Genomic DNA, 26,281 nt, shown 5'->3' on the forward strand with positions numbered 1-26,281 from the left:
GATGTCAGCGAAGCGGCCGTACCTTCCAGCCATGGCTTTCGAGGAGAAACTGTTGTGGGCGCTGCCGCCCGTCGAGGTGGCGGGCCGGCGCGTCAAGCGCTATCACGTGAGCGCGGATCCGGCGGGGATCGCGCCGGAGGTGGAGAAGGCGGCGTACGCGATGCTGCCGGAGCTGCTTCCGGAGCCGGACGGGACGCCTGCGGCCACGTTCGTCGTGCTGCACCGCGGCGGTGACGACGGGGCGTACATCAACGCGTACAGCTGGGTGTGGGACAACGTCCTGCACTTTCGGGGCGCGGTCGCGGGGCAGCCGGTGATCGGCTGTCCCGACAGTGATCCGACCCGGTTCGTGCTCCTCGACCCGCCGTGGATCGGCTGCGTGTGGGAGCTGCCGCCGGTGCTGCACGAACGCGACGCGTGGGTGCGGCACATGCTGGCCCCGGACACCCCCGACCTCGACGGATATCTGGCCGATTCACTCACCGACGGCACCACGGGAGACCGCTGATGAGCACCGCGCACGACTTCGACTTCTTCTTCGGCGACTGGGATGTCGCCCACCGCAGGCGCCTGGACTTCCTCGATGCGGACAGCGACTGGGAGGAGTTCGCCGCGACGAACCGCTGCTGGAGCCTGTTCGACGGGGCGGCGAACATCGACGAGATGGACTGCCCCACGGAAGGCTTCAAGGGGCTCACGCTGCGGCTCTTCGACCGTGCGGCCGGAACGTGGTCGCTGAACTGGTCGTCCAGCCGTACGGGCGTCCTGTTCCCGCCGGTCATCGGTCACTTCGACGAGGACGGGCGGGGCGTCTTCGAGGGCGACGACACGCATGACGGCAAGGACGTCCGGGTGCGGTTCGTGTGGTCGGGGATCTCGGCGACGACGGCGCACTGGGAGCAGTTCTTCTCGGTGGACGGCGGCGACACGTGGCTGTCGAACTGGACGATGACGTTCACCCGTCACCGCTGACCCGTCGCCGGTGGAGGCGGCGCACTGATCTCGCGTCAGGTGTGCCGTGTGAAGGCGTGCACGGTGAACTGCGGGTCGGGGCGCCTGACTTCGGGGTCGGGGAGCGCCGCGAGACGGTCGGCGAGCGCGGCGCCCCCGGCCGCGTAGACCCTGCCGCGCCGCACGTCGTCGGCGAGGCGTCCGGGGGCGCGGCCCTGGCCGTGTCCGGGGAAACGGGCCTCGCCGCTCGGCAGCAGTCCGTGGCCGGCGGCGTGGGCGGCGACCCGTGCGGCCGCGTCGGAGGCGAGGCGGCCGCGGTAGGGGGCCACGAGGGTGTCGATGTCGCTGCCCACGTCGTGGGCGGCGGCCTTGTCCACGGTGGTCACCAGGACGCCGCCGGGCCGCAGGACGCGGGCGGCCTCGGCGATGACCGGGCGGGCATCGGGCAGCAGATGCAGCAGCCAGATCACGGTCACGACGTCCACGGAGGCGCTGCGGAACGGGAGTTGCCGGCTGTCGCCGCGGACGGCGGCGCCGTCGAGGCGGGGCGCCGCGGCGCGCAGCATGCCCGGGGCGAGATCGACGCCGACGGCGCGCAGGCCCGGCCTGGTCAGCCGCATGGTGACGAGCCCGGTGCCGCAGGCCAGGTCGAGGAGGATGCGGGCGGTGGGCGGTACGAGGCGGAGCACCGCCTCGGCGGCGGACCGGGCACGGGGTATGCCGCCGCGGGTCTCGTCGTAGACCGCGGCTTCCTTGTCGTAGTCCAGCACCGGCGCTCAGCTCACGCCGTGGCCGGCCGCGATCTCCTGGACGCGCCGGGCGAGGCCGAAGTCGAGATGAGTGAGGACGCCGCCCACGCTGTGGGTGTTCACGGACAGGTCGACCGTGTTGTAGCCGAGGGTGAGGTCGGAGTGGTGGTCGAGCTCGTCCTGGATCTGCGCGATGTGCACGACGAGGGCCGTGGCCGCGAAGTGGTTGGCCAGGCGGAAGGTGCGGGTGAGACTGTCGCCGGCCACGCTCCAACCGGGCAGCTCGGCGAGACGGTCCTCGATCTCCTTCTGGGACAGCGGCTCCAAGGGCATGACCAGGTCCTTTCCCTGTGATGTGCGAGGAGTTCCAGCGTCCCACAGGGGTGGTGCCGCGCGCCCCTCGGCTACGGTCGTGGCATGTCGACTGCCCCGCGTGCTCGCCGGTCCGGAATCGGTCCTCTGCTGAGGGAGTGGCGGGAACGGCGGCGGGTGAGCCAGCTGGAGCTGGCCCTGCGCGCCGATTCGTCCGCCCGGCATCTCAGCTTCGTGGAGACGGGCAGGTCACGGCCGAGCGAGGAGCTGGTCCTGCGGCTCGCGGAGCATCTGGACGTGCCGGTGCGGGAGCGCAACGCGCTGCTGCTCGCGGCGGGTTACGCGCCGCGGTTCGCGGAGACCCCGCTCGACGACCCGTCGATGGGGGCGCTGCGGGAGGGCCTGGAGCGGCTCCTGCACGGCTACGAGCCGTATCCGGCGCTGGTCGTCGACGCGACATACACGGTGATCGCCGCCAATCGGGGCATCGCGATGCTGATGGAGGGGATTCCCGAGTCGCTGCTGACCCCGCCGCTCAACGCGATGCGGCTCACCCTGCACCCGGAGGGCCTCGCGCCGCGGATCCGGAACCTGCGCGAGTGGCGGGGGCATCTCCTGGCGCAGATGGAGCGCCAGATCGCGCTGGACCGTTCGGAGGCACTGCGCGCGGTCTACGACGAGGTCAAGGCGTATCCGGTGGCGGACAGGGCCGGGGACGACCACGGGGAGGGCGGCGAGGCGGTGCCGTACTTCGCGCTGCCGATGGTGATCGAGCACGGCGGGCAGGTCCTGTCGTTCGTGTCGTCGATCTCGACGTTCAACACCCCGATGGACGTGACGGTGGCCGAGCTGGCGATCGAGACGTTTCTGCCCGCCGACCCGGCGACGGTGAAGTATCTGCGGTCGCTCGCGCCGTAGTCGGGGACCTTGTACCGGCGTCCACGCGGCAGTGGGCAGGCCACTGGTCGCACTGGTACCGTTCACGCGGCTCGCGCACATGTTCAGTGCGCGCAGTGCCGCGGCTGGGAGCCACCGGCTCCCGAATCCGCTCGCCGCCCGGCACGTGGGGAGACGTGACGTGAGTGAACGGCGGCCCGCGCCGACTGTGGGTCAAGTGGTACTGGGCAGACGCCTGCGGGAGCTGCGGGAGTCGGCCGGACTCAACCGCGACGAGGCCGCCCGCGCGCTGCGCGTCACCGGCGCGACGATACGCCGTATGGAGACCGCGGAGGTCGCCCTCAAGATCCCGTACGTACAGATGCTCCTGGAGCTGTACGGGGTGCCGGAGCAGGAGGCCGAGGCGTTCGTCGGGCTGGCCGAGGAGGCGAATCTGCCGGGCTGGTGGCAGCGGTTCCACGACATCCTGCCCGACTGGTTCAGCCTGTACGTGAGCCTGGAGAGCGCGGCCGGGCTCATCAGGTCGTACGAGCCGCACTTCGTACCGGGGCTGCTGCAGACGGAGGAGTACGCGCGGGCCGTCCTGGACGCGGGCACCGTGGGCCGCACGCAGCCCGGTGATCTCGAACGCCATGTGACGCTGCGCATGGCCCGGCAGGCGCTGCTGACCCGTGAGGACGCGCCTCATCTGTGGGTCGTGATGGACGAGACGGTGCTGAGCCGGCCCCCGGGCGGCCCCAAGGTGCTGCGCAACCAGCTCGACCGGCTCATCGAGGCGGCCGAGCTGCCTCAAGTGACGCTCCAGATAGCCGAGTTCGCGGCGGGCCCGCACCCGGGGACGTTCGGCCCGTTCACGCTGTTCCGGTTCCCGGCTCGCGAGCTGCCGGACATGGTCTTCAGCGAGTACGTCACGGGCGCGCTCTATCTGGACGGCCGGGCCGAGGTGGGCACCCATCTGGAGGTGCTCGACCACATCGCGGCGCAGGCGGCGTCCGCGGAACGCACGGTGGAGCTGCTGCGCAAGAAGCGCGGCACGCTCTGACGTACGACGCGTGGTGACCGCCGGTGTGTGGCGACCCCGACGCGTGGTGACAGCAGTGCCGCGGGCCCGTGGCTGCGGGACCGCGGCACATGGAGGCTGCGCGTGCGCCCTCAGACGAGCTTCGCCGTGAGAGTGATCGTGGTGCCGGTGAGCGCCTGGCTCACCGGGCAGTTCTTCTTGGCGTCCTCGGCCGCCGCGGCGAACCCGGCCTCGTCGAGCCCGGGCACCGAGCCCTCCACCGTGAGGTGGATGCCGGTGATGCCCTCACCCGGCTGGAACGTGACGTCCGCGGACGTGACGAGCTTGGTGGGCGGGTTGCCGCCGGTCGTCAGGCCGTGGGACAGGGCCATCGAGAAGCAGCTGGAGTGCGCCGCGGCGATCAGCTCCTCCGGGCTGGTCTTGCCGTTGGCCTGCTCGGCGCGGGAGGGCCAGGACACGGCCTGCTGGCCGATGCCGGACGAGTCGAAGGTGACGAGGCCGCTCCCCTTGAGCAGATCGCCTTCCCACACGGTGTGCGCGGAGCGCGTGGTAGCCACGGTGATTCCCTTCAGTCGGGTGCCGGTTGGGGCGTTGGGCACCATCCGACCACACCCGGACCTCTTATGGCCGCAACGCCCACGGGCAACGGATCAGCCGGTGGCGTCCGCGGCGGTGCGCTTCTTGCGGGCCGCCATCCACGCGTAGACGAGGACTCCGGCGAACAGGAACAGGACGCCCTGGTAGACGGCCGCGTATCCGGCGCCGCCGACCAGCCACATCGAGAATCCGAACGCGGCGAGGGCGAGCACCATGTCGCGGGCCAGGCGCGGGCCGCTCACGCGGTGGCCCTGCCCGGACAGCAGGAAGTAGATCTGGGCCGCGGTCGCGAGGAGGTAGGGGACGGTCGCGGTGAACGTGGTGACGAGGACGAGGGTCTCGAAGACCCCGGCCGAGCCCGCCGTGTAGTTGTAGACCGTCAGGAGCGAGGCGAGGACGACGGCGACGAGGACGCCGACGGTCGGGGTGCCGCGCTTCTTCTTGGTGAACACCGCGGGGAACAGGCCGTCCTTGGCGGCGGCGTACGGGGTCTGGGCGCTCAGCAGCGTCCAGCCGTTCAGGGCGCCGAGCATGGAGACGATCGCCGCGATCGCCACGGCGGTGCCGCCCCAGGTGCCGCCGAACATGGCGTTGACGGCGTCGGACAGGGGCGCGCTGGAGTCGACGAGCCGGTCGTGGGCGACGGTCCCGAAGACGGCGACCGTGCACAGCAGGTAGAGGAGGGCGGCGAGGCCCGTGCCGAGGACGGTGGCGCGGCCCACGTTGCGCTCGGGGTCGCGGACCTCGCCGGCGCTGACCGAGGCGGACTCGACGCCGAGGTAGCTGAAGAGGAGGATCGCGGCGGACGCGGAGACGGCGCCGAGCGGGGAGTCGCCGCTCGCCCGGAACGGTCCGAGGTTGTCGGCGTGGAAGAAGAACAGCCCGCCGACGGCGACGAGGAGCAGCGGCGCGAACTTCAGGACCGTCGACACGAGCTGCACCGCGCCGACGTAGCGGGTGCCCGCGAGGTTGGCGAGGGCGGGCAGCCACTGGACGGTGAGCGCGGCGACGATGGTCCACCACCGGGAGCCGTGGAGGGGCAGGAGCACGTCGAGGTAGCCCACGGCGGCGACGGCGAGGGCCGCGTTCGACACCCAGGTGGTGATCCAGTACGACCAGGAGGCCAGGAACCCGGCGAAGTCGCCGAACGCCTCGCGCGCGTAGACGTACGGTCCGCCGGTCTGCGGATGGCGGCGGGCGAGGCGGCCGAAGACGAGCGCGAGCGCGATGGCTCCGACGGTGAGGACACCGAACGCGACGAGGCTGATGGTGCCGAAGGGGGCGACGGAGGCCGGGAGCAGGAAGATGCCGCCGCCGATGATGTTGCCCATCACCAGGGCGGTGGCGACGGGGAGTCCGAAGCGGCGGGCGTGCTTGCTGGGGAGCTCTTCGTGCTGCGGGGCCGGAGCCGGCTTCGTCACGGTTCCGGTGTGGGGCATGCGTGGTGCGCCTCTCTCGTGCGGGCGCCGACCGGGATCGCCGGGCGACGTCCCATGGTCGGCCCCCGGCACACATCGTGCAAAATCAGGCGGAATTGTCCTGCGGAGTGACCGTCGCGGCCGTAAATGATGCGTCGGGGGCGGGCTCGCGCCGGGATTCGTCCAGCGGGACCTGAGGACCGCTGCCCTCGCGCAGCCAGCGGCGCAGCACGTGGTGGACCTGCTGGGCGCCCACCAGCTCCGCGCCCTTCGCGACCGGCGGCGAGAAGACCTCCGGGGCCAGCAGGAACGGGTGGCCCTGGGCGCCGCCGAGCCCTCCGTGGGAGCCGATCTGCTCCTCGAAGGCGAGCACTTCGCCCTCGGCCGGGTCGTACCAGGAGTTCACCATGATGTCGGCGGTGTGCGGGAACGAGTCGGTGCGGCGGACCGCGTCGGCGGCGTGCGCGCCGAAGTCGGCCAGGGGGCCCGGGCGCTCGTCGAGGTCGGCCAGGGGGATCTCGGCGCCGCGCGCCCCGAGGACGACGGCGCCGTGCTCCTCGCTGCGCACCAGCAGGAAGCCGATGCCGGGGTGGTTGGCGAGGGTGGGCAGGAGCGCCGGGTGGCGGGCGTCGATCTCCTCCTTGCTCATGCGGTGCGCCACGTCCGGGAAGGAGACCAGGCCGAGGTTTCCGGAGGCGAGCACGATCGGCTCGGAGCGGCGCGACGCCGGGCGGTGCTTCTCGCCGCCCTCCTCGACGGGCCTGCGCAGCGCGGCCCGGACGGCGGAGCGGGCCTCGGCGCCGTTTGGGGTCTCCCCTGCTCGAGCGAAGCCGAGAGCTTGGGGAAGGGTGCGCCGGGCACGCCGCGGCACGGGCAGGCCACAGCCCGCCCGGACGAGGTCCTGGAGGCCCAGCCCGTAGCGGGCGCGGAACGTCTCGCCGGGACTCTGCCCGTGATCGGACAGGACGACGATCCGGTACGGGCGCGGGGCGTGCTCGGCGACCTTGGCGATCAGCGCGAGGGAGCGGTCGAGGCGCGCGAGGACCTTCTCGGCGTCGCGGCTGACGGGCCCGGAGTGGTGGGCGACCTCGTCGTACGCGACGAGGTCGGCGTAGACCGCGCTGCGGCCCGCGAGCATGTCGCCGATGACCGCGGCGACGACGACGTCCCGCTCCACGACGGTCGCGAAGGCGCGGATGAACGGGTAGAGCCCGCCGCGGCCGACGCGGGGGCGCTGCCGGGTCAGGCGGGCCCGGGTGGACTGGCCGATCTCGCGACCGACCTCGGCGACGAAGGACAGGGCGGTGCGCACGGCGTTCGCCGGGTCGCTGAAGTACGCGAAGTAGCCGGCCCGTGAGCGGTTCTCCTTGCCGCGGCGGGCCGCGACCGACAGCACGAGGGCGACCTGTTCGGCGCCCCCGCTGAAGAGGTTGCCGCGGCTGGCGCCGTCCAGGGTGAGGAGGCCGCCGTCGCCGGTGTGCTCGATGGCACGGCGCTGCAGTTCGGCGGCGCTGGAGGGCCGGTTGGAGACCTGGATCTCGCGGGTGTCCTTCTCGTACCAGCGGAAGGCGGGCACGTCGAAGTTGCTGCCGTGCAGGATGCCGAGCTGGCTGGCGCCCGTCTGGCTGGACCAGTCGGTGCGCCAAGGGGTGAGGCGGTGGGTGCCGGCGCCGAGCCAGGCGCCGACGGTGGGCATCACGCCTCGGTCCACGGCGTCGCGCAGGACGCCGTGGCCGACACCGTCGAGCTGGAGGAAGACCGTGCCGGGGGTGGACGGTCCCGCTCCGGCGCTCCCTCTGCGGCGGCGCCGGGCGGCGAGGCGGTACAGGCGGCGGCGGTAGGCGTCGTCGTCGCGTACGGCGAGGGCTCCCCCGGTGGCGGACGCGACCGCGGACATCACGGCGGCGACGACGACGGCGGTCTCGGGGTTGGCCTCGCCCCGGCCGTCGGGGACGAGGGCGAGGGCGAAGATCAGCAGGCCGCCGTTGAGGAAGAAGACGACGAGGCCGAGGACGAGCGCGGGCACCAGGAGCAGGGCACGCACGAGGAGCGGCCACACCAGCGCGGACAGGATGCCGAAGGCGCCCGCGCCGAGCGCGGCGGTGACGGCGATGCGGGTGGCGCTGTCGCCGTTGTCCGACTGGAGCTGGAAGTCCGGCAGGATCCCGGCGAGCACGAGCATCGTGACGGTGCTGACCGCCCACACGGCGATCGACCGCCACCCCATGCCGGCGAACCGTCGCCAACGCCCCTCGCCCACGCCTCGCTCACCCTCTCGCCGTCTCGTCGGCCCTGGGCCAAGCGTGTCATATGAGCGCGATACGTCCGGGTTTTCCCCTGACTGCGAACACGGGCGCCCGGCGCGGGACGCGCGGGACTCCGGCTCAGCAGCCGTCGTAACCGGCCGTCGGCATCGACATACGGCGGTGGACGCGCTTCTTCATCTCCGCGTCGTACGACGGCTCCGCGAGACCCGCCGTCTCCAGGCGGACGCCACGGCGCTCACACTCGGCCGTGAACTCCTCGACCGAGCGCAGCGCGGCCCGCAGGACCCGGTCGCTGGGGGCGACGAACAGGTCGACGAGGCCCGCGTCGACGTCCGACCACAGCACGTCGTGGTCGGAGCGCAGCGAGTGGACGAGGAGTTCTCTGGTCACGACGTAGCCCCGGTCGGCGGCCCAGCGGGCGCACATCGCGTGCTGGCTGCGCGAGTCCACGAGGAAGGGGTCGGCGTCCAGCTCCTCCAGCGGCGTCAGACTGGCGATCGCCGTGACGCGGACCGTGCCGGCCGTCGTCTCCTTTGCCGGTTCACCCATGGTGTCCCCCTCACCTCCGGTTCCCCGACGACCCTACTCCTGCCCGTAGGCTCGGGGGAGTCGCACGGAGGAGGTCCTGGAGGTGCCGGTGGAGATCACCTGGTGGGGTCACGCCACCTGCACGGTCGAGGACTCGGGGACACGGGTGCTGACCGACCCGCTCTTCGCGCGCCGCCTCGCCCATCTGCGGCGGCGCCGCGGGGCGCCCCCGCCGCCCGAGGCCGCCGTCGCCGACGTCGTCCTCGTCTCGCATCTGCACGCCGACCACCTGCACCTCCCGTCCCTGGCCCGGCTCGCCCCCGGCACTCTGGTCGTACTCCCGCGAGGAGCCCGGCGCTCGGTGCCCGGTCTGCGCAAGCTCACGCACCTGCGGCTCACGGAGGTCGAGCCCGGCATGCGCGTGGAGGCGGGCGGCCTCGTCGTACGGGCCGTGCCCGCGTCGCACGACGGGCGGCGCATCCCCGTGGGACCGCACCGCTCCCCCGCGCTCGGGTTCGTGGTGAGCGGCGAGGCGCGCACGTATTTCGCCGGTGACACCGGGCTTTTCGACTCCATGGCGGAGGCGGTGGGCCAGGTGGATGTGGCGCTGCTCCCGGTCGGCGGGTGGGGGCCCTTTCTCGGGCCGCACCATCTGGACGCGGGCCGGGCCGCCGAGGCGCTCGCCCGGATCGCGCCCCGCAGCGCCGTGCCGGTGCACTACGGGACGTACTGGCCGATCGGCCTCGACGCGGTGCGGCCGCACGAATTCCACACGCCGGGCGACGAGTTCGTGCGGCGCTCCGCCCAGCTGGCGCCCGAGGTGACGGTGCATCTGCTCGGCCACGGCGAGAGCGTGCGGCCGGAGGTCGCCAGGTGAACCCGGTCAGTCGCGCGGGCCACGAGCTGCTCGCCGCCGCGGTGACGCACACGCCGCCGGAGTCCACCCAACAGGCGGTCGGATACCCGTCGTTGTTCCTGCTGGTCGTGATCGGGGCGCTCGTGCCGGTCGTCCCCACGGGGGCGCTCGTCAGCTCGGCGGCCGTGGTCGCCTTCCATCAGACGGCGCCGTTCTCGCTGCTCCTGGTGTTCGGTGTCTCCGCGTTCGCGGCGTTCCTCGGCGATGTGGCGCTGTACTGGCTGGGGCAGCGCGGCATGCGTTCGAGGAACGGCTCCAGGTGGCTGGCCGCGATCCGCGAACGGGCGCCCGAGGAGCGGCTCGCGCAGGCGCAGGACAAGCTCGCCGACCACGGGGTGATGGTGCTCGTCCTGTCCCGGCTGGTGCCCGCCGGGCGCATCCCCGTGATGCTGGCGTGCCTGATGGCGAAGATGCCGCTGCGGCAGTTCGCCCGCGGGGACGTCCCGGCGTGCCTGGCCTGGGCCTTGACGTATCAGCTCATCGGCATCCTCGGCGGCTCGCTGTTCAGCGAGCCCTGGGAGGGCGTCGTGGCGGCGGTCTGTCTGACGCTGCTGATCAGCTCGGCGCCCGCCGTGTGGCGGCGGCTGCGCGGGGGCCGCTCAGACGGTCAGCACGCGTGAGGCGCCCACCGGGAGGTCCCACAGGTCCTTGCGCGCCAGGCCCGCCTTCTGCCAGGCGGCCCGTACGCGCGTGAGGGGTTCGAGGACCGGCTCGGCCGACAGCAGGAACGTCGCCCAGTGCATGGGCGCCATCCGGCGCGCGCCCACGTCCTGAGCCGCCTGCACCGCTTCCTCCGGGTCGCAGTGGACGTCCCGCAGCCACCAGCGCGGCTCGTACGCGCCGATGGGCAGGAGCGCCAGGTCGATGCCGGGGAAGCGGCTGCCGATCTCCGAGAACCAGTGCCCGTATCCGGTGTCCCCCGCGAAGTACACCCGCTGTCCTTCGAGGTCGGTGAGGACCCAACCGCCCCACAGGGTGCGGCAGGTGTCGACGAGGCTGCGCTTGGACCAGTGGTGGGCCGGGACGAAGTCGAAGCGCACGCCGTCCAGTTCGGCCGCCTCCCACCAGTCGAGCTCCGTGACGCGGGTGAAGCGGCGGCGCGTGAACCAGCGGCCGAGTCCGGCGGGCACGAACACGGGGGTGTCCCTCGGCAGCCTTTTGAGGGTGGGGGCGTCCAGGTGGTCGTAGTGGTTGTGGCTGATGACGACGGCGTCGACGCGCGGCAGGGCGCTCCAGGCGACGCCCGCGGGGGTGACGCGGGCCGGGGTGCCGAGGATCTTGCGGGACCAGACGGGGTCGGTGAGCACGGTCAGGCCGCCTATGCGCAGCACCCAACTGGCATGCCCCGCCCAGCTGACGGCGACGGTACGGGCGTCCACGGCCGGCAGCGGGCCGGGCTCGAACGGCAGGGCGGCGACCTCGGTCAGGGCCTCGGGCGGCGGCCGCAGCGCGCCCTCCCTGGCGAACCGGGCGAAGGCGCGCAGTCCGGGCAGCGGCGCCGTCAGGCGGTCGGCGAACGACTTGGGCCAGATGCGTCCCCCGCCGAGCGGCTTCGGCTCGGCGAGGGGTACGAAGGACGCGGGGGCATCAGCTCGCTGTGCCGTCGACTCGGACTGCTGCGTCATCGAGGACTCTCCCATCCCTTGACGTCGGCCCTGAGATCGTCGAGAGCCGACTCCAACATGCTCAACGCCCGCTGCACGTGCGGCAATTCCAGAGGTTCCGGTGCGGTGAGAGACGTCATGCGCTCCTGCGGGGTTGAGCCGACGAAGGGGCCGGTGGACAGGCGTACGCGCAGTGCGCCGAGGGCGTCGCCGAAGCGGTGGCCGCCGGGGGTGGGCATGCCGAGCCGCTCGGACAGGCGGTCCTCCAGGTCCTGGGCGTCGCCGACACCGCGGGCGGCGAGTGCGGGGCGCAGCCGGTCCAGGTCCGCGTACAGGTGGCGGCCGGCCTCGGGCGGCCGGGCGAGTCCGCCGGAGACGAGCAGCACGCGGTGCACGGCGGCGGCCACGCGCGCGTGGAGGGCGGTCGTGGCGTGCAGGCGCGCGATGATCCCGGCGGGCTCGCCCAGCGCGTGTGCGGCGGCCGCCGCGGCGGGGGCGGACAGGGCGGCGCCGAGTGCCGTGAGGACGTCCAGGACGCGGGCGCGCAGCGCGGTCCCGCGCGCCGTGGCGGGGAGGCGGGCGACGGCCGCGGGCAGTCCGGGCGGCAGGTAGGCGCCGGTGAGGTCGGTGACGACGGTGACGTGCTCGGGCAGCATCTCGGCGGGGTCGATCAGGACGGTGGCGCGGGCCGGGTCGTGGTGCAGGGTGTCGCGCCAGGTCTCGTCGCTGACGATGTGCAGGCCCTCGCCCGCGGCGGCCTCGACGGTCTCGTGCAGGATCTCGGGCGGCGGGACCGTGCCGGTCGGGTCGTCGGCGACGGACAGGACGAGGAGCCGGGGGTCGCCGCCCTCGGCGCGGACCCGGCGCACGGTTTCGAGGAGGGCGTACGGATCGGGGACGCCGCCGCACTCGGCGGGCGTCGGCACGTGGAAGACCGACCGGCCGAGCAGTCGCGCCTGGGGCTCCCACCAGGCCGGGCAGGGGCGGGGCAGCAGCACGTCGCCGCCGATCGCGGCGGTCAGCGCGAGGAGCAGGGGTGCGCCGCCCGGCGCGGCCGCGGTGCTGCCCGGCTCGGTGGGAAGGCCGCGGCGCAGCCAGTATCCGCAGGCGGCGTCGAGGAGGGCGGGGGCGCCGCCGGGCGGTTCCGGGACTGCCGGGTCCGCCGCGGCGGCCGTGGCGGCCAGCTCGGGCAGGACGGGAAGGCCGTCGTCCGGCAGCGGCGGCCCGTACCGGACGGGCCCGCGCCCCTCCAGGGTCCCGTGGTCGTTGCCCCGCATGTGCCACCTCCACGCGCTGCCCGTCCGCACTGCCGGGACCTCATGGGCACCTCATACCCTCCCCAGCCTCTCCCGAGCCGCACACTCCCGCGCGGCCTGCACGACGGGGCCGATGCCCGTCGCCCGGGAGCGTGAGCACGGGGGAACGAGGTGCGGAGAGGGTGCCGCGGGCCTGGGCCGAGTGAGTGACGGGGCGACAGGAGGGGGCGCCGCGGGGGTCACCCCCGCGCCCGCTCCACCCTGCGCTCGTCCCACACGGGTTCGTCGGACTCGCGCAGGCGGCCGTCGCTGCCGAAGACGAGGTAGCGGTCGAAGGAGCGGGCGAACCACCGGTCGTGCGTGACGGCCATGACGGTGCCGTCGAACGCCTCCAGGCCCTCCTGGAGCGCCTCGGCGGACTCCAGGTCGAGGTTGTCCGTCGGCTCGTCGAGCAGGAGTGCCGTCACTCCGGCCAGTTCGAGCAGCAGGATCTGGAAGCGGGCCTGCTGACCGCCCGAGAGACGCTCGAACTTCTGCTCGGCCTGGGCCGTCAGCTCGTAGCGCCGCAGTCGCCCCATCGCCGCGCCGCGGTCCTTGGCGTGGTCGAGCCAGAGGATGTCGAGCAAGGTGCGGCCCTGGAGCTCGGGGTGGGCGTGGGTCTGCGCGAAGTGGCCGGGCACGACGCGCGCGCCGAGCTTCCACTCGCCCGTGTGCGCGACCTCGTCGTCGGGGTTCCCGGCGAGCAGGCGCAGGAAGTGCGATTTGCCCGAGCCGTTCGAGCCGAGGACCGCGACCCGCTCGCCGTAGAAGACCTCCAGGTCGAAGGGCTGCATCAGGCCGGTCAGCTCCAGGCCCTTGCAGGTGATGGCCCGCACCCCGGTACGGCCGCCCTGCAGGCGCATGGTGATGTCCTGCTCGCGCGGCGGCTCGGGCGGGGGGCCCGCCTCCTCGAACTTGCGCAGTCGGGTCTGCGCCGCCGCGTACCGGGACGCCATCTCGTGGCTGACCGCGGCCGCCTGCCGCAGGGTGAGGACGAGCTTCTTCAGCTGGGCGTGCTTCTCGTCCCAGCGCCTGCGCAGCTCCTCGAAGCGCGCGAACCGCTCGCGCCGCGCCTCGTGGTACGTCGCGAAGCCGGCGCCGTGCACCCAGGCGTCGGCGCCGGCGGGTCCCGGCTCGACGCTGACGATCTTCTCGGCGGACCGGGCGAGCAGCTCCCGGTCGTGGGAGACGAACAGGACCGTCTTACGGGTCTCGCGCAGCTTCTCCTCCAGCCAGCGCTTGCCGGGCACGTCGAGATAGTTGTCCGGCTCGTCGAGGAGCAGGACCTCGTCGGTGCCGCGCAGCAGCGCTTCCAGGACGAGTCGTTTCTGCTCGCCGCCGGAGAGCGTGCGGACCTCGCGGAACTGCGCCGTGTCGTACGGGATGCCGAGGGCGGCCGTGGTGCACATGTCCCAGACCGTCTCGGCCTCGTAGCCGCGTGCCTCGGCCCAGTCGGACAGGGCCTGCGCGTACTGGAGCTGCGCCGCCTCGTCGTCGACGGTCATGATCAGGTGCTCGGCCCTGTCGACGGCCTTCGCCACCTCCCTGAGCCGCGGGGTCGCGACCGATACGAGCAGGTCGCGCACGGTCGTCTCGTCGCGCACCGAGCCGACGAACTGTGACATCACGCCGAGTCCGCCGCCGACGGTGACGCTGCCGCCGTGCGGCTTCAGCTCACCGGAGATCAGCTTGAGGAGCGTCGTCTTTCCCGCGCCGTTCGGCCCCACGAGGGCGACCACAGAGCCCTCCCCGACCCGGAAGGAGACATCACCGAGCAGCGCCCGCCCGTCCGGCAAGTAGTACTCGAGGTGCGCGGCTTCCAGATGTCCCATGGTCCGCATTGTGGGCGCCCGGCCGGGTGAGGAGCAAAACGATTTCGGCACGCCCCCGTGGTGTGCGGGCCCCGGGTGGGTAGACGTGCGCAATGTGCGCTGACCTCGACCCTGTGATGACCCGGCGGACCACGCCCCCTCCGGGGCCCGGCCTGCGGCGCCGGCTCGCCGCTCTTGACCTGCGCGTTTTCGAGTACGCGGCGCGTCGGCACTGGCCGGGCGGCGACCGCGTCCTGCCCCGGCTGAGCCGCAGCGCGAACCATGGGGTGCTGTGGTTCGCGGTGGCGGGCGCGCTGACGGTGGGCGGCTCGCCGAAGGCCCGCCGCGCGGCCGCGCGCGGTGTCGCCTCGCTCGCCGTGGCATCCCTGACGATCAACACGCTCGGCAAGCGTTCGGTGCGCAGGCCGCGGCCCGTGCTCGACCCGGTGCCGCTGGTGCGGCGCCTGAAGCGGCAGCCGGTCACGACCTCGTTCCCCTCCGGGCACGCGGCGTCGGCGGCCGCGTTCGCGACGGGCGTCGCGCTGGAGTCCCGTCCGCTGGGCGCGCTGGTGGCGCCCCTCGCGTTCTCCGTCGCCGCGTCCCGTGTCTACACGGGCGCTCACTTCCCGGGCGATGTCCTCGCGGGCGCCGCGCTCGGAGCGGGCGCGGCGTTCGCGGTACGGGGACTCGTGCCGACCCGCGACCAGATGCCCTCACCGGGCCGCCCGCTGGTGGACGACGTGCCGAAGCTGCCCGGCGGTGAGGGCCTGGTGATGGTGGTCAACACCGGCGCGGGCAGTCCGGACCAGGCGCGGACGCTGCGCGGGCTGCTGCCGCACGCAGAGATCGTCGAGGCCTCCGGGTCCGATCTGCCGACCGCGCTGGAGAAGGCGGCGACCCGGGCGCGGGCGCTCGGGGTGTGCGGCGGGGACGGCACGGTGAACACGGCGGCGGGCGTCGCCCTGCGCCACGGCCTGCCGCTCGCCGTGCTTCCCGGCGGCACGCTCAACCACTTCGCGTACGACCTGGGGATCGAGGACCCGGGCGACCTGTCCCGGGCCGTCGAGGCGGGCGAGGCCGTCGCAGTCGACGTAGGCCGTTTCCGGTCGTCGGCCACCTCCGGGATCTTCCTCAACACGTTCAGCCTGGGCGTGTACCCGGAGCTGGTGAAGGAGCGCGAGCGCTGGTCGCGGCGGATCGGCGGACGGCTCGCCGACGTCGTGGCCGCCACGCACGTGCTGCGCCGCGACCACCCGTTGCAGGCCGAACTGGACGGCAGGCGGCGGCCGTTGTGGATGGTGTTCGCCGGGAACTGCACGTACCGCCGGATGGGGCTCACGACGGGCCGGCGTGCGGATCTCGCGGACGGCCTGCTCGACGTGCGCGTGGTGCACGGCGGGCAGCTGCCGGGCGTACGACTGCTGGCGGCGGCGGTCGCGGGGCCGCTTTCGCGCTCCCCGTTCCACGCGGCGGTCCGGCGCACACGGCTGCGCATGGACCGCATCACCCCCGGCACACCACTGGCCTTCGACGGTGAAGTCGGCTCGTGCGGACCGGAGTTGACCGTCGACAAGCAGCACGAGGCGCTGCGGGTCTACCGGCCGCTGACCCCACTGTGACACCACACCCAGTCCGCATCATGAGATGTCCATCTCAATATTCGGAGGAGCGGCGTACGGTGATCTCACCTGGTTCACCGCTCACCGATCTTGCGAAGGGGTCCGCCATGCCGAAGGAGACCGCCGTCTACACGCACGGCCACCACGAGTCCGTGCTGCGCTCCCACACCTGGCGCACCGCCGCCAACTCGGCTGCGTATCTGCTCGGTTCGCTGAAGCCGCACATGAAGATCCTGGACATCGGATGCGGCCCGGGCACGATCACCGCCGACCTGGCGGCGCTGGTCCCCGAGGGGCACGTCACCGGCGTGGACCAGGCCGCCGGGATCCTCGACCAGGCCCGGGCGACGGCGGCCGAACGCGGCCTGACCAACGTCGACTTCGCGACCGCGGACGTCCACGCACTGGACTACCCGGACGACACGTTCTGCGTCGTGCACGCCCACCAGGTGCTCCAGCACGTCGGTGACCCGGTGCAGGCCCTGCGCGAGATGCGCCGGGTCACCAAGCCCACCGGGTTCATCGCCGTCCGCGATTCGGACTACGCCGCCATGACCTGGTACCCGAACACGCCGGCCATGGACGACTGGCTGGGCCTGTACCGGCGGGTCGCCCGCGCCAACGGCGGCGAGCCGGACGCGGGCCGGCGCCTCAAGTCCTGGGCGATGGAGGCCGGTTTCGACGCGGCCGACATCAACTCGTCCTCCTCCACCTGGTGTTACGCGGCACCGGACGAGGTCGAGTGGTGGAGCGGCCTGTGGGCCGACCGCACCCTCGCCTCCGCCTACGCCGACCGCGCGACGGAGAGCGGCCACGCCACGGCCGGTCAGCTGGAGGAGATCTCCGAGGCGTGGCGGACGTGGGGGAAGCGGCCGGACGCCTGGTTCTCGGTGCTGCACGGCGAGATCCTGTGCCGCAAGGCGGACCGCGAGGGCACGGCGAGCTGAGCCGCACCGGCCCGATCGGGCATCCGCGACGCGGGGCCGTGCCACCGGCCTCCCGGTGACACGGCCCCGCCGCCCGCCCGTGACCGATCCCCGGAAACGATCACGCGTCCGCGCGTGGCCAACTACGCTCACCGCTATGGAGATCCTGGGAACCACGCTGCGTATCTGCGTCGAGGACCTGGAGTCCTCGGTCGCGTTCTACGAACGGCTCGCGGGCAGCCGGGCCCTGCGCTTCGAGCGCGGCGGGGTCTCCGTCGCGGCGGTCGGCTGCTTCCTCCTGATGAGCGGGCCGAAGGAGGAGATCGACGTCCTGCGCAAGGTCGCGGCGACGATCGCCGTCCCGGACGTCGACGAGGCGCACGCCGTCCTCAGCGCGTCCGGCGCGCACGTCCTCGCGGGTCCGGTCCCGACACCCGCGGGCCGCAACCTCATCGCGATGCACCCGGACGGTTCCGTCTTCGAGTACGCCGACCGGCAGGGCCAGGCCCCGGCCTAGCGCGAGGTCGCGGACCCGTCCCCGTATCCTCGCCCGGAGTACGCGGGAGCGAGGACGGTGGACATGGCGGGCAGCGACGACGGCGCGACCCGGGAGGCCGGGGAATCCGCGAAGAGCGGTGGGACCCGGCCGTCGCTCGGCTCGCGCGCGCGGGACGCGATCCGGGAGCGCATCGTCGACCGGCGCTACCCGCAGGGCTCCCGGCTCGTGGAGCGCGAGGTCGCCGAAGAGCTCCGGATGTCGCGCGTCCCCGTGCGGGAGGCGCTGCGTTCGCTCGTCACCGAGGGCCTGCTCGAACTCCTGCCGCACAGCGGGGTGCGCGTACGGCGCCTGGCACGGGCCGACGTGGAGCATCTCTACGAGGTGTGGGAGCCGTTGGCCGTACAGGCGTCCCGGCTCGCGGCCCGGCGGGTCGCGCGGGCCGCGCCGCGGGAACCGGAAGGGCTCGCCGCGCTGCGCGGGACGCTGGACGTGGCGGAGCGGGCGGCCGCCGCCGGCGAGGGCGCGCGTGAGGTGGCCGCGCACACCGCGTTCCACGAGGGCATCGTGACCCTGTCCGGGAACCCTCTCCTCGCGCGCACCATGGAGCAGCTCGGCTGGCAGCTCCAGCTGCTGTTCGGCCTGCGCGAGGAGCCCGCCCACATGCGGGCACAGCATGCGGTGATCTTCCGGCACATCGTCGCGGGCGACGAGGAGACGGCCGCCGCGAGCACGCTGCTGCACGTACGCGACAGCCGGTCGGTGGCGCTGCGGTCGCTCTTCGGCGACGAGGGCGATGACGGCCGGGGCGACGGCGACGGAGGCAGTCACGGGGACGACGCCTCTTTGTATACCAACCTCTATTAGATCCGTTCCGGTTGACCAGAACCGGGCAGAACATGCAGGTCAGACCCGAGCGGAATCCTCCCCTCCTTGCCCGCTCCTCCATCTTGGTATACAAAATGTCGACCACCTGATCCCTCCCGCCACCTGCCGAGGAGCCCCGCATGTGCGTCGAGAACTGCCCCCCACCGTCGAACCGGCTGACCCGCCGAGGCGTACTCGCGGGTGCCGCCGCACTCGCGGGCACCACCGCCGCCCTCGCCGCCGCGCCAGGCGCGTCGGCCGCCGCCCCGGTGACCCGCACGAGCGCCGCCCGCTCCGGGAACGCCCCCCGCGGCGGTGACCTCGTCATCGACGGCGGCACGCTCCTCGACCCCGCGACCGGCGAGGTCACCGAGGACGCGGTCGTCGTCATCCGTGACGGCGTCGTCCGCGCGGCCGGCAAGCGCAAGAACGTCGACGTGCCCACCGGCGTCACCGTCCTCGACGCGCACGGCCAGTGGGTCCTGCCGGGGCTCGTCGACTCGCACATCCACCTGAACACCGCCGCCGAGGCCGCCAGGACCCTCGCGCTCGGCGCCACCACCGCGCGCAGCGGTTCGACGAACTTCTACCAGGACATCGCCGTCCGCGAGCTCGCCCGGCAGGCCCCGGGTCTGGCCCCCAGGCTGCGCGCGTCCGGCATCTTCGTCACGCCCGACCTCGGTGACACGATCCTCGCGGATCCCGACCTCACCCCGCTCGCCCGGCTCAAGGGCGGCGTCACATCGACCGAGGCGCTGCGCCGCGTCGTCGAGGTCAACCTGGCCCGTGGTGTCGACACCGTCAAGACGCGCGTGAACCCGCGCGCCGGCCTGGCCGAGCAGGACCCGCTGGAGCAGGTCTACAGCCGCGAGCAGCTCTCCACCATCGTCGCCACCGCCCGCCGCGGCGGCAAGGACGTGCTGTGCCACAGCTACAGCGAGCAGGGCTGCCACGACGCCGTCATGGCCGGCGTCAAGTCCGTCGAGCACGGCGCGTTCATCAGCGAACGGACCCTGCGCGAGATGCGCCGCCGTGGTACGTACTTCACGCCCACGATGGTCGCGATCGGCGGCATGATCGGCGACCCCGACCCGGTGCTCGACGAGCGCGGCCGCACCTACCTGCCGAAGCTCAAGGCCGCCGCGAAGCTCGCCCACGAGCTGGGCGTGGGCCTGGTGTCCGGCACGGACTCCTCGGGCGGCTCGGTCGAGCCGATCGGCGCCGAGATCGAGATGATGCACTCGGCGGGCCTGTCCGCGCTCGACGCGATCCGCACCGCGACCACCAACGCGGCCCGTCTTCTCGGCTTCGAGGACAAGGTGGGCCGTCTCGCGCGCGGTTACGCGGGCGACGCGATCCTCGTGTCCGGCGACCCGCTCGCCGACCTGTCGGTGCTGAAGAAGCCGGTGCGCGTGGTGCGTACGGGAGTCGCCGTATGACGGCCACCGTCTTCCGCAACGTACGCCCGCTCGGCGCGACGGAGGCCGTGGACCTCACGGTCGTCGACGGCTTGATCGCCGACGGTCCGGTGCCCGAGGGTGCCGAGGTCGTCGACTGCGGCGGGCGGATCGCGCTGCCGACCCTGGTGGACGCGCACATCCACCCGGACAAGACCGCGTGGGGCGAGCCCTGGGTGTCGCGCAAGCCCGCGTCGGGGATCGCCGAATTCGCCGCCGCGGACGCCGAGTTGTACCGCTCGCAGACCACGCCCCTCAAGGACCGCGCGCAGCGCCTGATGGCGCACGCGGTCACCCGCGGCACCCGGGCGATGCGGGCCCATGTCGATGTCGCGCCCGCCTTCGGCCTTGCCGGTGTCGAGGGTGTCGGCGCCGCGCGTGACGCGCTGCGGGACGCGCTCGACGTGCAGATCGTCGCGTTCCCGCAGCACGGCGTCCTGCGGGCGCCCGGCACCGCGGAGCTGCTTGAGGAGGCGGCCCGCACCGGTGGCATCGACATCGTGGGCGGCATCGACCCGATCGGCTTCGACGAGGCGCTCGACGCCCAGCTCGACCTGGTCTTCGGGATCGCCGACCGGCACGGCGTGGGCGTCGACATCCACCTCCACGACCGGTCCGTCCCCGGCCTGACCGCGGTGCACGCGATCGTCGACCGGACCAGGGCGCTGTCCCTCCAGGGCAAGGTCAGCATCAGTCACGCGTTCTGCGTGCCCGGCCTCGAAGGGGTCGAACTCGACCGCATGGGCGCCGAGTTGGCGGATGCGGGGATCTCCCTGACGACCGTGGCGCCCTCGCGGCCGCTGGTCCTTCCCACACGCCGGCTCCGCGAGCTCGGAGTGCGGGTCGGACTCGGTTCGGACGGGGTGCGCGACTCCTGGAGCCCGTTCGGCAACGCGGACATGCTGCACCGGGCGCACCTGCTCGCCCGGGCCCAAGGGGCCCGTACGGACGAGGAGCTGGCCGACGCCTTCCGAGTCGCCGCCGATGACGGCGCACGCGTCGTCGGCCTCCCCCACCTGGATCTGTCCGCCGGCTCACCGGCCGACTTCCTCCTGGTGCGCGGCGAGTGCCTGCCCCAGGTCGTGGTGGACCTGCCCGCGCGCGACCTGGTGGTCAGGGCGGGCCGGATCGTGGCCAGGGACGGCGAGCTGCTGCTGCCCTGACCACCCGCGCCGTGCGCGCCCGGTCAGGACTCGCCGGGCCGCATGCTGAAGTCGTACTGGGCGGGCAGCCGTTCGCCCGGTGCGGCCAGGTGCGCCCACAGCTCGGCGATGACCTCCGAGCCCTCGCGCAGGTCGGCGACCTCGAAGCCCTCGTCGAACACGGCCCGCGCCGCCTCCTTGTCGCCCTCGGCGATCAGGAGGCGGGCCTCGACGAGCCGGAAGCGGCCACGGGCGCGGGTCGCGGCGTGCAGCCGCTCCCACACGGCGCGGGCCGGGCCGGGGCGGCGGGCCGCGAGCAGCGCGTCGATGGCCTCGCGGCCGAGCGCCGCGGTGGCCGCCGTCCACGCCTCGCCGTCGTCACGCCGCTCCTGGCACAGGTCGTCGAAGGCTTCGGCGTACCGGTCGGCGGCGCGTTCATGATGACCGGCCTCCTGGTCGGCGACGGCCAGGCAGCGCAGCAACGGCCAGAGCGACGGGGCGAGCGCGAGGCCACGCTCCCAGCTGCGCACGGCCTGCGCCAGGTCGCCCGCGTGCCACTGGGCGACGCCGAGGTGGTACTCGGTTAGCGGCTGTGCGGGCGCCGTCTCCAGCATGTCCCGCCAGTGCGGCGCGACGAGGGTGGGCCCGGGCGGTCCGACGCGGCGCGGCTCGGGTATGGAGCCGGTGCGCAGGAGGTCGAGCCAGGGCGTCTGCGCCGGGCCGAGGGTGGACTCGTCGAAGGGGGTGCCGGGGAGCTTGAAGTCGCCGCGCAGCACTTCGAGGGCGCCCCAGCCGGAGCCGGCCGCGAGCGACTCCCCCGGTTCGGAGTCGGCGTGCGGGCGCCAGGCCGCGTAGGCGGCGTCGACGTCGGCCCTCGGCAGCGCGGCTTCGAGGCACTCCTCGACCTCGCCGCGCGCGGCCGCCCAGTCCTCGGCCGAGTGCACGGCGTCGGGCGCCGCCGACAGCGGTCCGTACGACTCCAGCCACGTGAACTCGCCCTCGGCGTCCAGGCGTACGTGCTCCAGCTGGGTGCGGGCGAGGCCCGCCTGTATCTCGGCGTAGCCGCCCGTGCCCGGCTCGGTCAGCCACTCCTGCCAGCGCCGGCCGCCCGCGCCGTGGCCCCAGAGGAACAGCTTGCGGCCGCGCAGCAGGTCGGTCGAGGTCTGTACGAGTCCGTGCCCGCCGTCGTCGAGGGCGGCGATCCAGCGGCGCTGCCCGTCGGGGACCTCGTAGAAGTAGTCGGCCGGGTGCTCGCCGCTGAGGGGATAGGTGCGGTCCACGCCGTCGAACTCCGGTACGGGGACGCGGCGCAGGCTGCGCTCGTAACCGAAGTGCCAGGCCTCGTCGGCGGGTGCGAGGACGCGGTGTTCCTCGGGGACCGCGATGTTCGACCACCAGTAGACGGGCGCGGGCCGCTCGTGCGGATTGCGTATCCGCACGCCCACGTGGAGGAAGTCGGATCCGGCGGGCAGCCACAGGTCCACCTGGAACGGCAGGTCGCGCAGCCGCTCCCACTCCCACAGGCGCAGCATGTCCCCGCCGTCGGGCGCGGTGACGCGGGCGGCGTGCAGGGGCGCGCAGGACAGGGTGGTGTGCCCGGTCGCGCCGATGTTCCACTCGATGCCGCCGGAGAACCAGGCGCCGTTGAGCGCGAAGTCGGCGGGCTGGAACACCGGGTTGCGGTAGAGGAGTTCGCGGCCGGTGGGCTTGTGGAACATCGAGTGGATGCGGCCGCCGAGGCCGGGCAGGACCGTGACGCGCAGCCGGTCGTTCTCGATCACGAGCGTGTCGAAGGTGAGGGGGGAGCGCTCGCGCCCGTAGCCGTTCTTGAGCCGCTCCGGCAGTACGCTGCGCAGCCTCTCGTAGCCGATCTGGCGGGCCATGTCGCGCGGCATGCCCTGTTTGGAGCGGTCGTCGAGTTCGTGGAGTTCGTCGAGGGGCCGCAGCGGCGGCAGCGGGTCGGGGGCGCCCACCACCACGCCGGGCAGGGTCAGTACGTCGCGTCGAAGGGTCGTCCGCTCGGCCTGCGAGTCCGTCAAGTCCGCCTCCCGGTTCGCGGGGCCCGCCGTCCGCACGCGGTGTGCCCCGACGACCATGGAACAGGCTCGACCATGACCTGACCAGGGGTTCTCCAGGTCAGAATTAAGCAAAGGCGCATTTCGGCCCGCCGGGTTACTCTCCGCGGATGGGAACGCAGCACACCTATCGGGTCATCGTCCGCGGCACATGGGACGGTCTGGCGGACGGCGCACGCGAGCGGCTGCTCGCCGAGGTCGACGAGCACGGGCTCGCGTCGATGAGGTTCACGCCGGAGGGATCGCTCACGTACGACCGGGTGCTGAAGCACTTCTCGTACCGGTTCGTCGTGGAGTCCGACGCCGAGGACGGCGAGGAGATGGCTCAGGCGCTCGCCGAGGAGCGGGCCGAGGCGTCGCTCAGGGCGCTCGGTGAGGGGTACGGCTTCGGGCCGCTCAAGTCGTCGGCGACGGACATGGACGCGATGAAGGTCAACCGGAAGCACCGGGCATCTCGGCCGTGAGCGCCCAGCGCTCGTGGTCGCGCCAGGCGCCGTCCACAAAGATGAAGTCGGGCGAGTAACCCTCGAGGCGGAACCCGGCGCGGCGGGCGAGCGCGATGGACGCCTCGTTGCCCGGCTGCACGTTGATCTCCAGGCGGTGCAGTGCGAGAGGGCCGAAGGCGTACCGGACGACGAGGCCGAGGCCCTCGCTCATGAGGCCGCGGCCCGCCGCGTGCGCGAACGCGCCGTAGCCGAGGGCGCCGCAGCGGAAGCCGCCGCGGACGATGTTGTTGATGTTGATGAAGCCGGCGATGCCGCCGCCGGCCCGCTCGTACACCAGGCAGCCGAACCGGCTCGGGTCGTCGATGAGGGCGCCCGCGTAGGCGGCGTAGGCGTCGGCGGCGGTCGGCGGGAAGAGCCAGGGACGGTGCAGGTCTTCGCTCTCCCGCGCCCGCGCCGTGAACTCGTCGGCGTCCGTGAGGGCGAAGGGGCGTATGCCCACGCGGGGGCCTTCAGCGAGGTGGCGGTGGCCGGTGGCAGACATCCGGCCAGCCTACGCGGCGGCCGTGGGGCCGGGGCGGGTCCGTCTCACCTGCGCCTGCGGATGAAGCAGCAGCCGCAGATGGCGCCGACGACGGCGACGGCGACGAGCGCCAGGAAGAGCGGTGTGGACATTTCGGGGATCGCCAGGCGGATCCCGGCTCGCCAGGTGTTCTCGAAGACGAAGACGACGACGAGGACGACCAGCACGATGATCGCGATCCGGCCCGGTGTGAAGGTGCCGGTGCCTGCGGTCCTGTCGGGGCTCGCCGTGTCCTTGGGGCTCATCGGTGGACCCTTCCGTCGGAGCGCCGTACGCCTTCCCCGCCCAGCATGTGCGGCCGGGCGGGGTTCGCGCACCACGGGGTGTCCGTCCGGGGTGGGGTGTGGCCCGTGCGGGTGACGGCGCCACCAGCCGGAACCGGGGCGGGCCTACTGTCCGACGACGGGCAGCTCCAGGACGCCGGTGTCCTCGGGCGCGCTCGTGACGGTGACGGGCTTGACGCCCTTGTTGCCGCCGTACGCGTCGTCGCTCGCCGCGATGACGAACTGGAGCCGGTGCCCCTTCTCGTAGCGGTGGACGATGCCGGGCAGCGACACCGTGAAGGAGCGGGTCACGTCGGGCACGCGGACCGGCGCGACCAGGCGGTGCACGAGTGTCTTGCTGCCGTCCGGCGCGATGTCGTACAGCTTCGCGAAGAGGACGAGCTTGTCGGCGGCGTCGCCGGAGTTCTGGACCCGCTCGGTCTTCGGTGAGACGACCTTGAGGGTGGCCTTCGGGGAGCCCACGACGTCGGTCGTGCGGGTCAGCGGCTCGCTGGTCCAGCCGAGGTAGGTGCCCGCGGTGTCGCGCGGCGCGGGGTCGGGGAGGCCGATCAGGCCCGCGAGGGAGGACTCGGAGTGGCTGGTGGGGATCAGCCAGTTCCGGTACTCACGGCTGCCGCGCGCGACCTTCGACCGGTTGTCGACGAGCTTGCCGTCGCCGGAGAGGTACAGCTTCCGGCTCGGCGCCGGGACGCTCGGCGCGGTGGCGTAGGTCTGCCCGGGGTCCGTGATCCAGTCGCGGTAGTAGGCGAATGCGGGTCCGGTGTCGACGTCCTTCTTGTGCTGGAGGTAGCGGTCGAACCAGGCGAGGATCCGCTTGCCGACGTACGAGGTCTCCAGGTTGCCCTGCTCGAGATTGAGTTCACCGCTCGCCGGATCGGTGAGGCCGCCGCTGTGGCCCCACGACTGCCAGATCATCTTCGTGGTGGTGCCCTGCGCCTTGAGGGTTCCGTACGTGGCCTGCGCCTCGTTGAGGTTGAAGAGGGTGTCGGACTGGCCCTGCACGAGCAGCGTCGGCGCCTTGACCTGCTTCAGATACGAGACCGGGGAGACGCTGCGCGCGTAGTCGAGCATCGGTCCCGCCTTGTCGGACGGATAGCGGCCGGAGTTCAGGGTGCTGATCGTCTCGCAGGCGTCGGTGACGAAGTGCAGGCAGGTGAGCTGGTTGATGCGGGACGGGTCGAGGGACGGTTCGAGGAGGGGCTGGCCCTCGCCGATCAGGTAGAAGCCGTTGGTCCACTGCCACTTGAAGGCGCCGGGGACGGAGCGGTCGGCGGCGTTGTTCGGGTCCAGGGAGTACGCCAGGTCGTTCCACGTGATCATCGGGACGAGCGCGTCGACGCGGTGGTCGACCGCCGCGGTGGCCAGCTGGATCGCCCCGCCGTAGGAGCCGCCGATCATGCCGACGCGGGGGTCGCCCTTGCCGTCCTTCGTGACGTAGTCGGCCTGCGTGCCGTCGTCCGCCGCGCGGGTACCGGCGAGGAAGTCGACCAGTCCGGAGGCCGCGGCGCCGTCGATGCGGGGGTCGTCGAGCGAGACGAGACACCCCGACTTGCCGAAGCCGAGGCCGGAGTAGACGAGTCCGACGTAGCCGCGCGCGGCGAAGGCCTTGCCGATGGCGTCGGTCGAGCCGTCGGACTTGCTGCCGCCGAAGCCGTTGGTGGCGAGGACGGCGGGCGCGGTGTGGGTGGCGTCGACGCCCTCGGGCCGGTAGAGGTCGGCGTCGACGACGCAGCTGCGTCCGCCGGCCTGGACCGTGAACTTCAGTGCGGTGACGCTGTATTCGCCCGTCTGCGTCGTCTGCGGCGCGGCGTTCGCGGGCGCGGCGAAGGCGAGCGGCGCGGCGACCATGGCGCCGAGGGCGAGGGCCGGCGCCAGTGGAGATCGCGGTCGGGATCGGGGCACGGCACGGGACACGGCTACCTCCACGCTGAGGAAGACCCACCGGCTACCGACCGGTAAGTCTGGGCGTGGTCATGTTGTGACACGTGTCATACACGGGTCAATCACCGCGACGTGTGTTTCT

26 protein-coding genes are annotated in these 26,281 nt (G+C 73.0%); 13 read left to right on the plus strand and 13 right to left on the minus strand.

Translation table 11 applies throughout. The annotated features are described in order from the left end of the window. Positions 1-31 precede the first annotated feature (31 nt). Positions 32-508, plus strand: a complete 477-nt coding sequence (locus tag ACFC96_RS01455; RefSeq protein WP_376609513.1) for a hypothetical protein — start codon at positions 32-34, stop codon at positions 506-508. Next, positions 508-972, plus strand: coding sequence for a hypothetical protein (locus ACFC96_RS01460; RefSeq protein WP_340460540.1), 465 nt, complete (start codon positions 508-510; stop codon positions 970-972). Before ACFC96_RS01455 ends, ACFC96_RS01460 begins: the two co-directional genes overlap by 1 nt. A gap of 35 nt (positions 973-1,007) precedes the next feature. On the opposite strand, the gene ACFC96_RS01465 is transcribed toward ACFC96_RS01460, so the two are convergent. Both ACFC96_RS01465 and ACFC96_RS01470 read right to left on the minus strand, forming a co-directional pair. Beyond that, the gene (locus ACFC96_RS01465) at positions 1,008-1,721 is read right to left on the minus strand and encodes a class I SAM-dependent methyltransferase (RefSeq protein WP_376609515.1); all 714 of its coding nucleotides are present in this window, start codon (positions 1,719-1,721) and stop codon (positions 1,008-1,010) included. 6 nt (positions 1,722-1,727) lie between these two features. Further along, complete coding sequence (locus ACFC96_RS01470; RefSeq protein ID WP_340460537.1) at positions 1,728-2,033, minus strand: 4a-hydroxytetrahydrobiopterin dehydratase; 306 nt, start codon at positions 2,031-2,033, stop codon at positions 1,728-1,730. Positions 2,034-2,117: 84 nt separating this feature from the next. Between ACFC96_RS01470 and ACFC96_RS01475 the strand changes: the two genes are divergently transcribed. Continuing rightward, complete coding sequence (locus ACFC96_RS01475; RefSeq protein ID WP_376609517.1) at positions 2,118-2,930, plus strand: helix-turn-helix domain-containing protein; 813 nt, start codon at positions 2,118-2,120, stop codon at positions 2,928-2,930. A 160-nt stretch (positions 2,931-3,090) separates the two neighbouring features. Further along, positions 3,091-3,951, plus strand: coding sequence for a helix-turn-helix domain-containing protein (locus ACFC96_RS01480; RefSeq protein ID WP_376609519.1), 861 nt, complete (start codon positions 3,091-3,093; stop codon positions 3,949-3,951). A gap of 110 nt (positions 3,952-4,061) precedes the next feature. On the opposite strand, the gene ACFC96_RS01485 is transcribed toward ACFC96_RS01480, so the two are convergent. The 4 genes from ACFC96_RS01485 to ACFC96_RS01500 form a co-directional block, all read right to left on the minus strand. Continuing rightward, on the minus strand, positions 4,062-4,487 hold the full coding sequence (locus ACFC96_RS01485) for an OsmC family peroxiredoxin (RefSeq protein WP_376251516.1): 426 nt from the start codon (positions 4,485-4,487) through the stop codon (positions 4,062-4,064). A 93-nt stretch (positions 4,488-4,580) separates the two neighbouring features. Then, positions 4,581-5,966, minus strand: a complete 1,386-nt coding sequence (locus tag ACFC96_RS01490) for an amino acid permease (RefSeq protein WP_376609521.1) — start codon at positions 5,964-5,966, stop codon at positions 4,581-4,583. A gap of 85 nt (positions 5,967-6,051) precedes the next feature. Next, on the minus strand, positions 6,052-8,172 hold the full coding sequence (locus ACFC96_RS01495) for a phage holin family protein (protein ID WP_376609523.1): 2,121 nt from the start codon (positions 8,170-8,172) through the stop codon (positions 6,052-6,054). A gap of 157 nt (positions 8,173-8,329) precedes the next feature. Then, positions 8,330-8,761: a hypothetical protein gene (locus ACFC96_RS01500; RefSeq protein ID WP_376251511.1), complete on the minus strand. Its 432-nt coding sequence runs from the start codon at positions 8,759-8,761 to the stop codon at positions 8,330-8,332. A gap of 82 nt (positions 8,762-8,843) precedes the next feature. Between ACFC96_RS01500 and ACFC96_RS01505 the strand changes: the two genes are divergently transcribed. Further along, positions 8,844-9,617, plus strand: coding sequence for an MBL fold metallo-hydrolase (locus ACFC96_RS01505; protein ID WP_376609525.1), 774 nt, complete (start codon positions 8,844-8,846; stop codon positions 9,615-9,617). Next, entirely contained in the window at positions 9,614-10,276 is a 663-nt protein-coding gene (locus ACFC96_RS01510; RefSeq protein ID WP_376609527.1) for a DedA family protein, read from the plus strand. The genes ACFC96_RS01505 and ACFC96_RS01510 overlap by 4 nt, the downstream gene beginning before the upstream one ends. Here the strand turns inward: ACFC96_RS01510 and ACFC96_RS01515 are convergent. From ACFC96_RS01515 to ACFC96_RS01525, 3 genes are all read right to left on the minus strand, one after another. Then, the gene (locus ACFC96_RS01515; RefSeq protein WP_376609529.1) at positions 10,256-11,281 is read right to left on the minus strand and encodes an MBL fold metallo-hydrolase; all 1,026 of its coding nucleotides are present in this window, start codon (positions 11,279-11,281) and stop codon (positions 10,256-10,258) included. The genes ACFC96_RS01510 and ACFC96_RS01515 overlap by 21 nt on opposite strands. Beyond that, entirely contained in the window at positions 11,278-12,537 is a 1,260-nt protein-coding gene (locus ACFC96_RS01520) for an aminotransferase class I/II-fold pyridoxal phosphate-dependent enzyme (RefSeq protein ID WP_340459856.1), read from the minus strand. The genes ACFC96_RS01515 and ACFC96_RS01520 overlap by 4 nt, the downstream gene beginning before the upstream one ends. Before the next feature lie 218 nt (positions 12,538-12,755). Next, positions 12,756-14,387 (minus strand): ABC-F family ATP-binding cassette domain-containing protein, encoded by a 1,632-nt coding sequence (locus tag ACFC96_RS01525; protein WP_376609530.1) that lies wholly within the window; start codon positions 14,385-14,387, stop codon positions 12,756-12,758. A gap of 116 nt (positions 14,388-14,503) precedes the next feature. Here ACFC96_RS01525 and ACFC96_RS01530 point away from each other — a divergent pair, with 116 nt between their 5' ends. From ACFC96_RS01530 to ACFC96_RS01555, 6 genes are all read left to right on the plus strand, one after another. Next, a complete protein-coding gene (locus tag ACFC96_RS01530) occupies positions 14,504-15,985 on the plus strand; it encodes a bifunctional phosphatase PAP2/diacylglycerol kinase family protein (protein ID WP_376609532.1) in 1,482 nt (493 codons plus the stop codon). A gap of 107 nt (positions 15,986-16,092) precedes the next feature. After that, positions 16,093-16,932 carry a class I SAM-dependent methyltransferase gene (locus tag ACFC96_RS01535; RefSeq protein ID WP_376251502.1) on the plus strand — a complete coding sequence of 280 codons (840 nt, stop codon included), beginning with the start codon at positions 16,093-16,095 and terminating at the stop codon, positions 16,930-16,932. Positions 16,933-17,068: 136 nt separating this feature from the next. Next, positions 17,069-17,428: a VOC family protein gene (locus tag ACFC96_RS01540; protein WP_227298209.1), complete on the plus strand. Its 360-nt coding sequence runs from the start codon at positions 17,069-17,071 to the stop codon at positions 17,426-17,428. Positions 17,429-17,491: 63 nt separating this feature from the next. Then, a complete protein-coding gene (locus ACFC96_RS01545) occupies positions 17,492-18,274 on the plus strand; it encodes a GntR family transcriptional regulator (RefSeq protein ID WP_376609534.1) in 783 nt (260 codons plus the stop codon). A 140-nt stretch (positions 18,275-18,414) separates the two neighbouring features. Continuing rightward, entirely contained in the window at positions 18,415-19,713 is a 1,299-nt protein-coding gene (locus ACFC96_RS01550) for an amidohydrolase family protein (RefSeq protein WP_376609536.1), read from the plus strand. Continuing rightward, complete coding sequence (locus ACFC96_RS01555; RefSeq protein WP_376609538.1) at positions 19,710-20,894, plus strand: amidohydrolase; 1,185 nt, start codon at positions 19,710-19,712, stop codon at positions 20,892-20,894. Before ACFC96_RS01550 ends, ACFC96_RS01555 begins: the two co-directional genes overlap by 4 nt. Positions 20,895-20,917: 23 nt before the next feature. Here ACFC96_RS01555 and ACFC96_RS01560 read toward each other — a convergent pair whose 3' ends face one another. Next, complete coding sequence (locus ACFC96_RS01560) at positions 20,918-22,912, minus strand: DUF5107 domain-containing protein (RefSeq protein WP_376609540.1); 1,995 nt, start codon at positions 22,910-22,912, stop codon at positions 20,918-20,920. Between the two features lie 146 nt (positions 22,913-23,058). Here ACFC96_RS01560 and ACFC96_RS01565 point away from each other — a divergent pair, with 146 nt between their 5' ends. Beyond that, positions 23,059-23,412 carry a DUF6204 family protein gene (locus ACFC96_RS01565; RefSeq protein ID WP_376609542.1) on the plus strand — a complete coding sequence of 118 codons (354 nt, stop codon included), beginning with the start codon at positions 23,059-23,061 and terminating at the stop codon, positions 23,410-23,412. On the opposite strand, the gene ACFC96_RS01570 is transcribed toward ACFC96_RS01565, so the two are convergent. The 3 genes from ACFC96_RS01570 to ACFC96_RS01580 all read right to left on the minus strand — a co-directional run bounded on the left by ACFC96_RS01570 (position 23,381) and on the right by ACFC96_RS01580 (position 26,106). Further along, complete coding sequence (locus tag ACFC96_RS01570) at positions 23,381-23,935, minus strand: GNAT family N-acetyltransferase (RefSeq protein ID WP_376609544.1); 555 nt, start codon at positions 23,933-23,935, stop codon at positions 23,381-23,383. The genes ACFC96_RS01565 and ACFC96_RS01570 overlap by 32 nt on opposite strands. Before the next feature lie 44 nt (positions 23,936-23,979). Next, entirely contained in the window at positions 23,980-24,219 is a 240-nt protein-coding gene (locus ACFC96_RS01575; RefSeq protein WP_376609546.1) for a DUF1049 domain-containing protein, read from the minus strand. 144 nt (positions 24,220-24,363) lie between these two features. Then, positions 24,364-26,106 (minus strand): CocE/NonD family hydrolase, encoded by a 1,743-nt coding sequence (locus ACFC96_RS01580; RefSeq protein WP_376609902.1) that lies wholly within the window; start codon positions 26,104-26,106, stop codon positions 24,364-24,366. Between the last annotated feature and the right edge of the window lie 175 nt (positions 26,107-26,281).

This window comes from Streptomyces sp. NPDC055955 (assembly GCF_042270245.1).
Taxonomy (GTDB): domain Bacteria; phylum Actinomycetota; class Actinomycetes; order Streptomycetales; family Streptomycetaceae; genus Streptomyces.

What these genes read in the sequence shown, in the direction of transcription:
- ACFC96_RS01580 (WP_376609902.1), bottom strand. Translation starts at nt 26,106, where the DNA reads ATGGTCGCCGCGCCGCTCGCCTTCGCCGCGCCCGCGAACGCCGCGCCG.
- ACFC96_RS01475 (WP_376609517.1), top strand. Translation starts at nt 2,118, where the DNA reads ATGTCGACTGCCCCGCGTGCTCGCCGGTCCGGAATCGGTCCTCTGCTG.
- ACFC96_RS01555 (WP_376609538.1), top strand. Translation starts at nt 19,710, where the DNA reads ATGACGGCCACCGTCTTCCGCAACGTACGCCCGCTCGGCGCGACGGAG.
- ACFC96_RS01530 (WP_376609532.1), top strand. Translation starts at nt 14,504, where the DNA reads ATGACCCGGCGGACCACGCCCCCTCCGGGGCCCGGCCTGCGGCGCCGG.
- ACFC96_RS01515 (WP_376609529.1), bottom strand. Translation starts at nt 11,281, where the DNA reads ATGACGCAGCAGTCCGAGTCGACGGCACAGCGAGCTGATGCCCCCGCG.
- ACFC96_RS01460 (WP_340460540.1), top strand. Translation starts at nt 508, where the DNA reads ATGAGCACCGCGCACGACTTCGACTTCTTCTTCGGCGACTGGGATGTC.
- ACFC96_RS01520 (WP_340459856.1), bottom strand. Translation starts at nt 12,537, where the DNA reads ATGCGGGGCAACGACCACGGGACCCTGGAGGGGCGCGGGCCCGTCCGG.
- ACFC96_RS01575 (WP_376609546.1), bottom strand. Translation starts at nt 24,219, where the DNA reads ATGAGCCCCAAGGACACGGCGAGCCCCGACAGGACCGCAGGCACCGGC.
- ACFC96_RS01455 (WP_376609513.1), top strand. Translation starts at nt 32, where the DNA reads ATGGCTTTCGAGGAGAAACTGTTGTGGGCGCTGCCGCCCGTCGAGGTG.
- ACFC96_RS01540 (WP_227298209.1), top strand. Translation starts at nt 17,069, where the DNA reads ATGGAGATCCTGGGAACCACGCTGCGTATCTGCGTCGAGGACCTGGAG.
- ACFC96_RS01535 (WP_376251502.1), top strand. Translation starts at nt 16,093, where the DNA reads ATGCCGAAGGAGACCGCCGTCTACACGCACGGCCACCACGAGTCCGTG.
- ACFC96_RS01490 (WP_376609521.1), bottom strand. Translation starts at nt 5,966, where the DNA reads ATGCCCCACACCGGAACCGTGACGAAGCCGGCTCCGGCCCCGCAGCAC.
- ACFC96_RS01570 (WP_376609544.1), bottom strand. Translation starts at nt 23,935, where the DNA reads ATGTCTGCCACCGGCCACCGCCACCTCGCTGAAGGCCCCCGCGTGGGC.
- ACFC96_RS01545 (WP_376609534.1), top strand. Translation starts at nt 17,492, where the DNA reads ATGGCGGGCAGCGACGACGGCGCGACCCGGGAGGCCGGGGAATCCGCG.
- ACFC96_RS01495 (WP_376609523.1), bottom strand. Translation starts at nt 8,172, where the DNA reads ATGGGGTGGCGGTCGATCGCCGTGTGGGCGGTCAGCACCGTCACGATG.
- ACFC96_RS01550 (WP_376609536.1), top strand. Translation starts at nt 18,415, where the DNA reads ATGTGCGTCGAGAACTGCCCCCCACCGTCGAACCGGCTGACCCGCCGA.
- ACFC96_RS01565 (WP_376609542.1), top strand. Translation starts at nt 23,059, where the DNA reads ATGGGAACGCAGCACACCTATCGGGTCATCGTCCGCGGCACATGGGAC.
- ACFC96_RS01470 (WP_340460537.1), bottom strand. Translation starts at nt 2,033, where the DNA reads ATGCCCTTGGAGCCGCTGTCCCAGAAGGAGATCGAGGACCGTCTCGCC.
- ACFC96_RS01525 (WP_376609530.1), bottom strand. Translation starts at nt 14,387, where the DNA reads ATGGGACATCTGGAAGCCGCGCACCTCGAGTACTACTTGCCGGACGGG.
- ACFC96_RS01500 (WP_376251511.1), bottom strand. Translation starts at nt 8,761, where the DNA reads ATGGGTGAACCGGCAAAGGAGACGACGGCCGGCACGGTCCGCGTCACG.